A 12,885-nucleotide genomic window follows, 5' to 3' on the forward strand; every position below is an offset into this window, starting at 1 on the left:
GAAAGGAGCCGAGCAAATGACCGCGATAGTGCGTATCGATGACGAAGTCGTGGACGTGGACGAGTTCATTCGTCTTCTGAAACTGACCGGCCAGTTCGAGAGCCTGGTCGAGCAGATCGTGCGCGACAAGCTTACCGTCCATGCGGCGAAGAAGCAGGGCGTCGCCGTCAGCGCCGACGAAATCCAGCAGCGCGCGGATCAGTTTCGCCGCGTGCGCGGGCTGCATCGCGCGGCGGACATGAATCATTATCTCGACGCGCTGCACGTGAGCCTCGACGAATTCGAGGCGTTCATTACCGACGGGCTCTATCAGGAGAAGATGCTCGACGACATCGGTAACGACGCGGCGATCCATGATTACTTCGCGCTGAATTCACCGAAGTTCGACGCGATCGAAGTCAGCCATATCGTGCTCGATAGCGAAGGCAAGGCGAAGGAAATGATCTCGTACCTGCACGACGACCCGGACGCCTTCGGCGAGATGGCGCGCGAGCATTCGATTGCCGATACGCGCGAGTCGGGCGGCGTGATCGGCAAGGTACTGCGCGGTTCGCTGAAGCCCGATATCGAGGCGAAGATCTTCAATGCGGCGGTCGGCGATCTGCTTGGGCCGTTTCCGTCGGCCGACCGTTCGTGTTTCGAGATCTTCGCGGTCACGGCCAAATATCCGGCCACGCTCGATGCCGACGTGGCCACCGAAATCCGCCGTTTGCTGCGCGAGAGCTGGCTCATTGCCCGCGCCCAGGAACACGTGATCGAAGCGCGCTAGTGCCCGACTAGCGCCCGATAAAACGAGGCTCACCGATACATGGACGCCCTCCAGACCGCGCCATCCGCGCCTTCCACCGCCGAATTTCTCGCTTCGGTGGAGATCCTGTCGCCGTTCTCGCGCGACGAAATCGAGCGGCTTGCCGAGTACGCGCAGGCAAGGTTCTATTCGTTTGGCGAAACGGTGTGCTCGGCCGGTGAAGTGGCTGAAGGTCTCTATGTGATCCGCTCGGGCACGGTACGAATCTTCACCGAGGAGCACGGCAAGGAAACCAGCATGGGCGTGCGCAAGTCGGGCGAGATCTTTGCCGACATTGCGATGTTGCGCTCGTACGTTCACGAAGCGTCGGTACGTTCGTCGGGCAAGACCGAAGTGCTGTTCATTCCGCGCAGCGCGATCGAACCGGTGATGGCGGGCAACCCCGCTGCGTTGGCGTTCGTCGCCAGCTATGTGGCGATCAATTCGGCCGGGGGCTTCGTCGCGCAATTGTTCGATCTGCGCGGCAAGCTGAACAAGGCGGAACTCGAAGAGTACGTGCGCAGCGTCGGCGCAAAACGGGTCGCTGCCGGCAAGGAGGTTCTGAAACAGGACGGCCGCGACGACAGGCGGCTTTATGTGGTGCGGCAAGGCCAGGTGCGCATCGTGCGGCAGGAGGAGGGCCACGACTATACGCTCGCGACGCTCGGCAAAGGGGAGATATTCGGCGAGAAGGCGTGCCTGATGCGCCAGGAACAGATGGCATCGGTCGTTGCAACCACCGACACGCGGCTGCTGGTCATCCCCGAGCGCACCGTTCATTTCGTTCTCGAGCGCAATCCGAAACTGCGAGAAGTGCTCGACGAGCGCATCCGCTATGGCGACCGCGAATTGCAGCGGCAAAAGCGGCTCGAACAGCGGCGCAAGCTGCCGTTGATGCTCGACCTGCACAGCAAGCCGGAACTCGGCGAGAAGATCATCCGGCGTTTCGCGCTCGTCGAGCAGGCCGAGGAGATGGATTGCGGCGCCGCGTGTCTCGCGATGATCTGCCGCCATTACGGCATTCCGATGACGCTTGGCAAATTGCGCGAACTCGCGAATGTGACGACGCAGGGTGCGACGCTCGACAGCCTCGCGCGCGCGGGCGAGTCACTCGGCTTCACGACGCGCGGCGTGCAATGCACGTTCGATTCGCTGCGCGGCTTCGATCTGCCGTTCATCGTGCATTGGGAGGGCTATCACTATGTGGTCGTGTACGGGCTGTCGAAAGACTATGTCTGGGTGGCGGACCCGGCACTCGGTTTCAGAAAGCTGAGCGTCGAAGATTTCGAACGCGGGTGGAGCGGCACCTGCCTATTGTTTACCGGCGGATCGCAGCTGCTGCAGATGTCGGCCGAGCGCTCGCCGTGGATTCGCTTTGTCGGCTATCTGAGGCCGTACCGCAAGATACTCGGCTATCTGTTTCTGGCGACGTTCGTGATTCAGGTGCTCGGCGTGATTCCACCGCTGATCATTCAAAATATTCTGGACGGCGTGATCGTGCATCAGAACGTCAGTCTGCTGCATATGCTGATCGGCGGGCTCATCATCTCCAATGTCTTCACGCAGTTGATGTCGACGATTCGCGCGTATCTGGCGAACTTCATGGTTCGCAACATGGACTTCGCGATGATGTCGCAGTTCTTCAAGCATACGTTGTCGCTGCCGTTCTCGTTCTTCGCGAAGCGCAAGACCGGCGATATCTTCGCGCGCTTTCAGGAAAACCAGACGATCCGCGCGTTCCTGACCGAATCCACCGTGACGACCGCGCTGAATCTGCTGATGATCTTCATCTACTTCACGATCATGTTCGTGTACAACGTGAAGATGACGCTGGTGTTGATCGCGTTCGTCATTCCGATCATGGGGCTCACGGTGATCGCGACGCCGAAGATCAAGGGCTACGCACGCGAGGTGTTCACGGCGTCGACCGAGGCGAAGTCGTTCCTGATGGAAGCTCTGTCCGGCGTCGAGACCGTCAAGGGCATGGGCATCGAGCGGCCGGTACGGTTGCGCTGGGAGAAGAAATACGCAAAGGCGCTCGAATTGCAGTATCGCGCTCACGCATTCAATATTCTGGTCGGCTTTGGCAGTCAATTGCTGAATGCGGCAACGACGATTGCGATTCTTTGGGTCGGCGCGAATCTGGTACTCGCGCGTGAATTGACGATCGGTCAGCTGATCGCGTTCAATGCATTCATGGGCAGCGTATTGAGTCCGCTGATGGGTCTCGTCGGCTTGTGGAGCATGCTCAACGATGCGGGTGTCGCGATGGAACGGCTCGGCGATGTGCTCGATATCGAGCCCGAACAGAAGCCGCAGGATTTGCCCTCGCGCGTGATGCTGCCGGAGCTGCAAGGCGAAATCGGCCTGCAAGGCGTGTACTTCCGCTATGGCGAAGAGGATTCCGCTTATGTGCTGGAGAACATCAGCTTCGATATCAAGCCGGGTGAACTGGTCGCGATCGTCGGGCGCAGCGGGTCGGGCAAAACCACGCTCGCGAAGCTGCTGGTTGGCTTCTATCAGCCGAGCGAAGGGAAAATAACGATCGACGGCTATGACTCCGGCGTGATCGACAAGACTTATTTCCGCGCGCAAATCGGCTACGTGATGCAAAGCAATCTGCTGTTCTCGGGCACGATCGCCGAGAACATCGCAAGCGGCGACGACGCGCCGGAGCGCCGCCGCATCGAGGAAGTCGCGAAAATGGCCGACGCGCATGGCTTCATCAGCAAGATGCCGCTCGGTTATGAGCAGATCGTCGGCGAGCGCGGCATCGGTTTGTCGGGCGGTCAAATCCAGCGGCTTTGCATTGCGCGTGCGTTGTATCACGATCCGCGTCTGCTCGTGTTCGACGAGGCGACGTCGGCGCTCGACTCGCAATCGGAAAGCAATATTCTCGGCAATATGCACGACATCCTGAAGGGCCGCACGGCGGTGATCATCGCGCATCGGCTCAGCACGATCATGCGCGCGGACAAGATTCTCGTGCTGTATGAAGGCGCGATCGTCGAACAGGGCCGTCACGAGGAGCTGATCCAGCGCGGCGGCATGTACTATCAGCTCGTGCAGAAACAGTTGAGCGCATCATGATGAAGATACTCGACCAGATTGAAGAGGCGAGTCCCGCGATATCGTACGCGGGACTGATCGAGCGGATCGAGATCCTGCGCTCCACGTTGCGCTGGTCGTCGCGGCTCGAACGCGCCGATATCGACAAGCTGCTGAGGCAGGCCACGTCGTTGCGCGACGAAGTGATGCAGCTTTCGCACAAGGAGCGCTTCGTGCAGGCGGCCACCGCGGGCGAGCCGCAGACGAGCGCGGAGCAATCGCGCGGTGCGCGCCGCAAGGCACTGCTCGAACGCAGCTTCATTTTCGAGGGCACGTTCGGCGACAACCCGCGTTTGCTCGAATCGCTCGAAATCGCGGAAAAAGCGGCGCCAACCGATTTGCCGGTGTTGATCGATGGAGAAAGCGGCACCGGCAAGGAGCTGATGGCGAAAGTGATTCACGCGAATGGCGCGCGTGCGGACAAGCCGTTCATTTCGGTGAACTGCGGCGCGATTCCGGACAATCTGCTCGAATCCGAACTATTCGGGCATCGCAAGGGCGCATTCACCGGCGCGTCGAGCGACCGCAAGGGAAAATTCGAAAGCGCGCATACGGGCACGATCTTTCTCGACGAAATCGGCGAGTTGCCGCTCGCGGGCCAGGTCAAGCTGCTGCGTGTGCTCGAGGCGCACGAGATTCAACGCGTCGGCTCCGACGAAACGATCGCGGTCGATACGCGCATCGTCGCGGCGACCAATCGCAATCTGCGCAAGCTCAGCGAGGAAGGCCGGTTTCGCGAGGATCTGTTCTACCGGCTCAGCGTGATTCACGTGACGTTGCCGCCGCTGCGCGAACGGCGCGACGAAATTCCATTGCTGATTGCGTGGTTCGGCGACGAAGCGGCGGGCACGCTGAAACGCCGGCCAGTCAGGTTGACGCCGCGTTTGCGGGACTTTCTACTGAGCTACGCGTATCCGGGCAACATTCGCGAATTGCGCAACGTGATGTACCGCATCTCGTGTCTGGCTGCAGACATGGCCGACGTCGAGCATTTGCCGCTCGATATGCGACCCGTCGCACCCGGTTCGGCGGCGGCGCAGGCGGAGGGCGGACAGGCGAGCGGCGAGCAGCCGATCAGCGTCGCGAATCTGATGTCGTTGAGCGACGCGAAGCGGGCGGCCAGCGACGACGCCGAAAAAGCGTTCCTCGAACGCGGACTGCGTGAAGTCAGCGGGACCGTCGCCGAACTGGCGCGGCGCATCGATATGAATCGCTCGCACTTGCAGATGCTGCTGAAAAAGCACGGCCTGCACTCGAAGGATTTCCGCAATCGCAATGCGCCGTCCTCGAAGAACGGCGCGAACGAGCGCGACGAGGAAGACGACGAAGGCTGAGTGAAGGACCACTGAACGCTCGGTGAAACGCGCGCCTGAAGATCATCAAGGCGCCGGGTTCAGCAAGGTCTTGTCCGCCGCATTCGGGTCCTGCGCTTCGACGACCACTGCGGTGATGTTGTCGCGCCCGCCGCGCGCGAGCGCGAGGTCGACGAGTTCGCAACATGCGTTTTCGCGCTCCGCCGTGGTCAGCACGTCGGCGATCTCGTCGTCGCTCAGTTCGTTGCTGAGACCGTCGCTGCACAACAGGAACACGTCGCCGTCGGCGACTTCGATCGCGTCGTCGTCGAGTTCGAGCGAATCCGTTGCCCCGACCGCGCGCGTGATCATGTGCTGCGCGGGATGATGGCGCGCCTCTTCGTCGGTGATGACGCCGAGCGAGCGCAGCTCCTCGACCTGGCTGTGATCGCGCGTCAGTTGCCGCAATTGCCCCGCGCGGTACAGGTAGATGCGGCTGTCGCCGGCCCACACGTAGCCGCAGAAGCGATCGTATGCAAGCAGCACGACCACGGTGCTGCCGATGCGCTGCACCTGGCGGCGCGCGGCTTCGTCGCGCAATTGACGGTTCGCGGTTTGCAGACGCGCGCGTACATCGGCGATCAGCATTCTGAGGCCGTGCGGCGCGGCCAGTTGAGTCAACGCGTCGATCACGGTGCGGCTGGCAACGTCGCCGACCGCGTGACCGCCCATCCCATCGGCGACAGCCCAGCGTCCCGCTTCGGGCTCGTCGAGGCAGGCATCTTCGTTGATTTCGCGGACCCGTCCCGGGTCGGAACGCGCGGACGACGTCCAGCGAAATTGGCTCTCGCATGTCACAACGGCTACACCATATCGTTTCGGTTGCGTGCGTCCGGAGACACGGTGAGGTTCGCGTTCGCGCCGGTGTTGCGTACGTCGACCGACTGGAACTGGTTGATCATCTGGTTAGCATAGAAGTTGTTGGAGACCTCGTACAGATTGACCACCGGCCCAATGCTCGGCGTTTGCGGCACGTACGGCTGAATCCAGCCATAGATCCATGGCGCGCCGCCGCCACCGCGAATCGCCGCCATCGCTTTGCGATCGAGCGCGAGGTTCAGCGAGAGGTCGTGCAATTTGATGCAGGACATGTCGTTCTCCGGTTGGCCGCGTACGCAATGCGCGCGGCTGAATGGACTCTGCACCACACGGTGCAAAGGCCATGCCAATCGGGGGCGGATTCGACGCGAAGCCCGCGGCGCATTGACTGGCGCGGCTTGCGCGGCTTTACCGCGAACGCGATCGATGCGATCGGTCGGCTCGCGGCCAACAAGCCAACATTCGAACAGGTGTGAGACCCAACACATTCGGCGGGGTCCCACGGGTTCTCCATTCAGTTGAAATCAACCCGCGACAGCTCGCAAATGAGCGTCGCACACCAACAGATCAGCGCGATTTCTGTTGGTCCAGTCCTGACATCTTCCTCTTCAGAAAACCGCTCGATCGGCCGTCAACCCTGTAAACAGGGGTTTTCCGGCGCCTGGCCCGGATGATGCAAAAGCTGTCGCAACAGTGTTGGAATGCGAACGAGGCCAGCCATGAACACCCAAACGCTCGGTACACGCGACGACGACCCGCAATCCGCAGCCGCTTGCGACACCGCATCATCGACGATCGATCTGCCGATCGGCGCGCATCTGGTCACGCAACGCAACGGCTACGAACATCACGGCATCTATGTCGGCAACGGCCGCGTCGTGCACTACTCGGGCTTTGCGGCCTCCGCGCATCCCGGACCGGTGGAGGAAGTCGAACTCGCGCGCTTCGCCGCCGGCCATTCGCTATCGGTTCGCGCGACGCCGAGCGCGATCTACGTCGGCGCCGATGCGGTGCGCCGCGCGCGCTCCCGCCTCGGCGAAAACCGCTATCGCCTGCTGACCAACAACTGCGAACACTTCTGCGCGTGGTGTCTGCTCGGCGAAAGCCGCAGCGAACAGGTGCATTGCTGCTTGCGCCATCCGAGCACGGGCATGCGCGCACTGCTGTGCCTCGTGAAGGCGTTTGTCGAGAGCGGGGCGAGGAACGAACACCGCGTGGCGCAACTCGCGCAACTCGCGTGAACGCAGCGCGTCAGGAACGGGACGATTCGAGGAGAACATCATGGTAGCCGCGGAAAAAAGCTTGCACTGGGCCGTCGACAAATGGCTCGCACCCACGCCGTCGATGCCCGCGCGCGTGGTGCGGTTCTGCCATCGCGCGTCGCAACAGCAACGCTATGTATGTGTGCAGGCGTTGAAGCCGGAAGGATTGCTGTCGATTTTCTTCTTCCGCCACGGCGACGGTTCGTGGAACGTGTTCCCGCCGCAAGCCGAGCGGCCCGCGATGAACGGGTATTGCCGCACGGCCGCGTAGGAACTCATGCGTGACCCGCCGTGGCCGCTTCCTTGGCGAGCCACTGACTGAACAGCAACATCGCCGGCGTCATCGGCTTGCCCTTCAGGCAGGTCAGCCAGTAACTGCCCGCCTTGACCTCGACGTCGAACGGGCGCACCAGACGCCCGGTATTGATCTCCCGTTCGAACATCAACGCAGGCACGAGCGCGATGCCCGCGCCCTGTATCGCCGCCTCCACCATCAACCGCGACGAATCGAACACCGGTCCGCGCACCGGCCGCGGCGCGATGCCCGCGGCCGCGAACCAGTTCATCCAGTCGTCCATGCGGTACGAGCGCAGCAGCGTTTCGTTGGCGAGATCGTCGGGCCGTGCGAGGCGCGCGGCGATCTCGGGCGTGCAGAGCAGCGCGAGCGGCGCGTCGAGCAGTTTGGTGGCGAGCGAGCCGGGCCACGTGCCGTCGCCGAAACGGATCGCGAAATCGAGGCCCTCGGTCGCGAGGTCGACGAGGTTGTTATTGGTCAGCAGCCGCAGCTCGACGAACGGATGCGCGTCGCGAAACGACTTCAGGCGCGGCATCAGCCAGCCGACCGCGAACGTGCCGACCACACCGACCGTCAGCACCTCGTGAAAATGCCCGCCGTCGAACTGCTTGAGCACTGCCTCGATACGATCGAACGCGTCGGACAGCACGGGGCGCAGCGCGAGCCCTTCGTCGGTCATCGCGAGGCCGCGCGGCAAACGCTTGAATAGCGCGGTGCCGAGCCGCTCCTCCAGCGAGCGCACCTGCTGGCTGACCGCGGCTTGGGTCACGTTCAGCTCTTGCGCGGCGCGCGTGAAGCTCAGATGCCGCGCGGACGATTCGAACGCGCGCAGCGCGTTGAGCGGAAGATACGGTCTCATGGTGCAGATACAAGATTTTCTTGTGAGTGGGCTAACTTATCACCATCGGCGCACCTCGCCGACTCCCTGTCTGTTATTCGCCAGTCGAATTGTGCGACACTAGGGCCACATCGACGGGGGCAATCGCATGCGCGGCACCGCGCCAGACGCGCGGTGGCGAGTCGGCAATGAAGAGCCGGAAATTGTGAGCAACGGTGAACGGCCGCCGCGGATTGCCTCGATGTAGGTAGTGAGAAGTTGACTGTCCAGATGGAATGCTCGACATGTTCTGCCGACGTTCGTCCAGGTAAGCCGTCGGCTCGTGCAACCTTGCATCATTGCCCTCGATCGGGAGTCCGCTATGTCCGTGTATGTTCTGGCCTTGCTGATTGGCGTCGTCGCCGGCCTTCGCTCGATGATCGCCCCCGCCGCCGTCAGCTGGGCCGCGCGTCTGGGATGGCTGCCGCTGCAAGGCACGTCGCTTGCCTTCCTCGGCTTCGCGGCCACGCCGTATATCTTCACCGTGCTGGCGGTCATCGAACTGATCACGGATCAATTGCCCGAAACGCCGAGCCGCAAGGTGCCGCTGCAGTTCGGCGCGCGAATCGTGCTCGGTGCGCTGAGCGGCGCGGCGATCAGCGGCGCGCATGGCGGCCTGGCGGGCGGCACGATCGTCGGGGTGGTGGGCGCGGTGGTCGGCGCGGTAGGCGCGGTGATCGGCACGCTCGGCGGCGCGAAGGTGCGCAGTTCGCTCGCCAGCATGTTCGGGCGCGATGCGCCCGCGGCGTTGATCGAGGACGTGGTCGCGATCGTCGCGGCTGCGTTGATCGTCGTGTCGTTGCACGGGTTCTGACACGAACGCAAAAACGCGGCGGGACGCTTTGCGCGTCGCCGCCGCGTTCGGTCGCTGCCCGCAGCTTATCGAACCCGGGCGATCCGCGCGGCCGTCGTGACTTGCGTGACCGGCGCCGCCGCCGTCGAACTCGCCGCCACGGGCGGCATCAGCTTGCCTTGCACGAGCAGCTGAAGCGTCTTCACGACCAGAATCGCGATGATCGCGTTCGCCACCACGAACAGAACCGGTGCCGCGAATTCGATCGGACCCGTCGCGCCGCGTTCGACGAGACGCAGCGCCATCGTCGGCAACGCCGCTACGCCGAAGCTGAACGCCCAGTAGCCGGGCACGAATGCCTGTTGGCGGATCCACGGCAGCAAACGCAGCAGCATCAGCGCCTGATAGAGACCGTAGCCGAGCAACGCGTAGGCGAACAGATCGGGCGTGCCGCTGGTGAGGCTCAGATACGCGACACCACCGACGACTGGCGGCGCGAGTTGCACGCCGAGGGTCGGGCGCAGCGCTTCGGGCAGCGGTTCATGCACGGCGGCGCGATGCAGGATCATCGATTCGAGCGCGAGCCACGCCAGCATGCCGCCGCCGAAAAACAGCTCGCCCAGTTGATGGAAGCCGAATGCGGCCGAGCTCGCCGCCGCGACGAAGCCCGCTCCGACCGTCGGCAGATAGATCGCCGGTGTGGTCAGTTCGGGCTTGCGGCCGCCTTGCCACAGCTTGCCCTGTAGATAGACGCCGAGCCCAAGTTGCGCGATCGCCGCGATGCCGTACAGCGTCAGCGCGAGCGTATGCGCGTACGGCTGCAGCAGTTGCGCGGCAAGCAGCGTCGAGATCGGCGCGAGCGCGACGAACGAAGACTGCACCGGATGGTCCAGTTCGGCGCGTGCGTCGGCGGTCCGTGCGAACCACTTGTGCGCGTAGGCGGACAGAATGATGACCCAGACGGCGAGCGCCGCGATCGTCACCACGCTGCCGGCGACGGCCGGCAAGTGCCACAGGCGGATTGCGACGCGCCACAGGTTGGCAAGCGCCAACGAGCCCACCGCGATGCTCAAGAAGCCAGCGGGAACCGCACCACGATTGCTGTTCATGACGACCTCCGAAAGTTGCGTCGCGCTGCGGGTTGCTGGCCCTGCGCGATCGATGGCCTACTGTAAAAGGCCACGGAGAATCGCAGAACGCTGCAAACGCTCGACAAATGGCGCGAGCGTCTCAAGCTGTGTTTTAGCGGGGGAAAGGGGCAGAGAAGGCGGGGGGAGGAAGGGCGGCCGTCAACCACCCATGCGCACCAGCATCGCCAGCAGCCGGTCGAACGAAAGCGGCTTGCGCGCGTAGGCAATATGTGGATTCGGCTGCACCGGAATGTCCGATGCGGCACTGCACAGGATGATCGGAATGTCGCGCAGCTCTGGGTCCTCATACAGCGCCGCGCACAACTGGAGGCCCGACATGACCGGCATCATGCAATCGGACACGACGATACCGGGCCGGCTCGAGCGGACCAGTTCGAGCGCGGCGGCGCCGTTCGACGCCGTCCGCACCGCATAGCCGTGTCGTTCCAGCAGCAGCCGCCACACCGTGAGGATGTCGAACTCGTCGTCCACCACCAGAATGGTTTTCATGAGCGGCTAGGTTTTTCGCCGCGATTGCAGCGTGACCGACAGGCCCGGCGTCGATTGGATGCCCGCGGCGCCGGGCGAGCCGTCGATCACGTCGAGTCCTTGCGACGAAATCGACAGTTCGCGCAGTGACGTGTCGTGCGCGCTTTCGCGTTGCTTCACCACCGAAATCACGCGCCGCAGTCCGCCTTCGGTCTCGGCGTAGCGCAGCAGCACGAGGTTTTCGGTCAGCGCCGACACGCGCACGGCCCTGGCGTGACCCGGATCGCTGTACAGCGGCAGCTCCTCGGTGACGAGCGTCGTGATGGCCGCTTCGCGCAACTGATGCAGCAGTGCGTTCAGGAACAGGCCGAAGCGCTCGGTACGCAACGCCGAATCGCGAAAGCCCTCGACGCCGTCGATCACGATGCGCGTCGCGCCGGTCTGCTTGACGGTGGCGAGCGCTTTCGACGCGATTTCATCGACCGCGAGTTCGATCGCCGGCTGCCAAAGCACCATCAGACGACCGTCCTGCCACGCATCGGCAAGCGCGATCGACACCGCTTCGGCCTTGCCGATGAGTCTCTGCGGACCCTCGTAGAAGCCGAGATACACGCAACGCTCGCCGCGTGCGAGACCGGCGGCGAGGAACTGCAGGCACAGCAGCGTCTTGCCGACGCCCGACGGGCCGATCAGCGTGGTCGTCGAGCCTTGCGCGAAGCCGCCGCCGAGCAGGTTGTCCAGATGCGGCAAGCCGAAGCCCAGCCGGGCTTTCAGATCGACGGGGCCCGCTTGCTTCGTGCACTGCGCTTCGAGGCGCGGGAACATCAGCAGCCCGCTGCCGGCGATGCGGAAGAAGTGCTTGCCCATCAGATGATCGCGCGCGCGCATCTTGTGCACTTCGATTTCGCGCGCGCGCCGCATGCCGTCGTGATAGCGGTTCAGCTCGATCAGACCGTCCACCAGCGTGTGCTCGGGATGCGACTCGTTGCCCGACAGCGGCGCGAGCAGCAGTGTCGTGCAGTCCATCGCGGCGACCAGCGCGTTCAGCTCGTGGATGAACTTCGACAGCGACAGCTCGGTTTCGCTGAATTCGCGCGCGCTGCGAAAGCCGTCGATGATCATCAGGCTCGGCCGGTAGTCGTAGATGCTCGACGCGATCAGCTTCAGGAAACCGTCGAGTCCGTCCTGCATCAGCTCGTGATAGCCGGACACGAACAGCATCTGCTGCGCGACCGCGGCTTCGTCGAAAAAGCTCAGGCCTTTCAGGTGACCGAGTAGCTTGTCGTGCGATTCGGCGATCAGCGTCATGTACAGCACTTTCTCGCCTTGCCGCACCCGATGAAAACCGATCTGGCTCGACAGGATCGTCTTGCCGGCGCCGGCCATCCCCTCCAGTAGATAGACGCCACCGCTCACCAGACCGCCGCCGAGGATCTCGTCGAAACCGGGCACGCCGGTTTCGACATTGCGTCGCGCCGCGTCAGGCCGGGCCGCGTTAGGTCGCGCCGCGTCGGACGGGCGGGACGTGTTGGATGCGTCGGTAGTCATTGTCGATGTGTCGTTCAAAGTGCAAGCGACGGCCTGGTCGTAACCGTCCTGTGCTCAACCCCGTTGTGGCAGCAATCCCCATTCCCGATCGCGAGCGACAGTGTCCCGCGGCGTGAAATGCGGGGAGTCTATCCGGCAACGCGTGCCCGGCGAACGGCGTGTGCTCGACAGGGCGGCGTGAGAGGGCGAAAAAGGCCGGCGGCGAGGAGCCCGGTGCATGCGGTATGAGTGGGGAGTGAAGTGCGGTGGCCGGTCGAATTTGCAAACCGATGCAATGAAACGGAAAGGCGAGCGCTTCGCTCATACGGCGCCGCAGGATGCGCTCGAGGCTGCCGATCACATAGGTCAGGTGCAGGTTCGAACGGCGGCTGCGAGTGGCGCCGGCTTCGGCGGACGGCTTCTGATGCTGGTTCATTGGTGTACCG

General features: G+C 63.3%; 12 protein-coding genes. 6 read left to right on the forward strand and 6 right to left on the reverse strand.

Going from position 1 to position 12,885, the window contains the following annotated elements:
- Positions 1–16 precede the first annotated feature (16 nt).
- The 3 genes from HDG33_RS09225 to HDG33_RS09235 are packed head-to-tail and all read left to right on the forward strand — an operon-like array spanning position 17 to position 5,229.
- Positions 17–769, forward strand: a complete 753-nt coding sequence (locus HDG33_RS09225; protein ID WP_184024541.1) for a peptidylprolyl isomerase — start codon at positions 17–19, stop codon at positions 767–769.
- 39 nt (positions 770–808) lie between these two features.
- Complete coding sequence (locus tag HDG33_RS09230; RefSeq protein WP_184024544.1) at positions 809–3,877, forward strand: peptidase domain-containing ABC transporter; 3,069 nt, start codon at positions 809–811, stop codon at positions 3,875–3,877.
- Positions 3,874–5,229 carry a sigma-54-dependent Fis family transcriptional regulator gene (locus tag HDG33_RS09235; RefSeq protein ID WP_184024547.1) on the forward strand — a complete coding sequence of 452 codons (1,356 nt, stop codon included), beginning with the start codon at positions 3,874–3,876 and terminating at the stop codon, positions 5,227–5,229. The genes HDG33_RS09230 and HDG33_RS09235 overlap by 4 nt, the downstream gene beginning before the upstream one ends.
- 45 nt (positions 5,230–5,274) lie before the next feature.
- Here HDG33_RS09235 and HDG33_RS09240 read toward each other — a convergent pair whose 3' ends face one another.
- Positions 5,275–6,045 carry a protein phosphatase 2C domain-containing protein gene (locus HDG33_RS09240; protein WP_184024550.1) on the reverse strand — a complete coding sequence of 257 codons (771 nt, stop codon included), beginning with the start codon at positions 6,043–6,045 and terminating at the stop codon, positions 5,275–5,277.
- Between the two features lie 5 nt (positions 6,046–6,050).
- Positions 6,051–6,338 carry a hypothetical protein gene (locus HDG33_RS09245; protein WP_184024553.1) on the reverse strand — a complete coding sequence of 96 codons (288 nt, stop codon included), beginning with the start codon at positions 6,336–6,338 and terminating at the stop codon, positions 6,051–6,053.
- 447 nt (positions 6,339–6,785) lie between these two features.
- Here HDG33_RS09245 and HDG33_RS09250 point away from each other — a divergent pair, with 447 nt between their 5' ends.
- A complete protein-coding gene (locus tag HDG33_RS09250; protein WP_184024556.1) occupies positions 6,786–7,307 on the forward strand; it encodes a lecithin retinol acyltransferase family protein in 522 nt (173 codons plus the stop codon).
- A gap of 40 nt (positions 7,308–7,347) precedes the next feature.
- Positions 7,348–7,599, forward strand: a complete 252-nt coding sequence (locus HDG33_RS09255) for a hypothetical protein (RefSeq protein WP_184024559.1) — start codon at positions 7,348–7,350, stop codon at positions 7,597–7,599.
- A 4-nt stretch (positions 7,600–7,603) separates the two neighbouring features.
- On the opposite strand, the gene HDG33_RS09260 is transcribed toward HDG33_RS09255, so the two are convergent.
- Positions 7,604–8,482, reverse strand: a complete 879-nt coding sequence (locus HDG33_RS09260; protein WP_184024562.1) for a LysR family transcriptional regulator — start codon at positions 8,480–8,482, stop codon at positions 7,604–7,606.
- A 340-nt stretch (positions 8,483–8,822) separates the two neighbouring features.
- Here HDG33_RS09260 and HDG33_RS09265 point away from each other — a divergent pair, with 340 nt between their 5' ends.
- A complete protein-coding gene (locus tag HDG33_RS09265; RefSeq protein WP_184024565.1) occupies positions 8,823–9,314 on the forward strand; it encodes a DUF4126 domain-containing protein in 492 nt (163 codons plus the stop codon).
- 65 nt (positions 9,315–9,379) lie between these two features.
- On the opposite strand, the gene tehA is transcribed toward HDG33_RS09265, so the two are convergent.
- The 3 genes from tehA to HDG33_RS09280 all read right to left on the reverse strand — a co-directional run bounded on the left by tehA (position 9,380) and on the right by HDG33_RS09280 (position 12,460).
- Complete coding sequence (tehA, locus tag HDG33_RS09270) at positions 9,380–10,402, reverse strand: dicarboxylate transporter/tellurite-resistance protein TehA (protein ID WP_184024568.1); 1,023 nt, start codon at positions 10,400–10,402, stop codon at positions 9,380–9,382.
- 180 nt (positions 10,403–10,582) lie between these two features.
- Entirely contained in the window at positions 10,583–10,933 is a 351-nt protein-coding gene (locus tag HDG33_RS09275) for a response regulator (RefSeq protein ID WP_184024572.1), read from the reverse strand.
- 6 nt (positions 10,934–10,939) lie between these two features.
- The gene (locus tag HDG33_RS09280; RefSeq protein WP_221311359.1) at positions 10,940–12,460 is read right to left on the reverse strand and encodes an ATPase domain-containing protein; all 1,521 of its coding nucleotides are present in this window, start codon (positions 12,458–12,460) and stop codon (positions 10,940–10,942) included.
- Between the last annotated feature and the right edge of the window lie 425 nt (positions 12,461–12,885).

The sequence above is a fragment of the Paraburkholderia sp. Cpub6 genome, from assembly GCF_014201065.1.
Classification (GTDB): Bacteria; Pseudomonadota; Gammaproteobacteria; order Burkholderiales; family Burkholderiaceae; genus Paraburkholderia; species Paraburkholderia tuberum.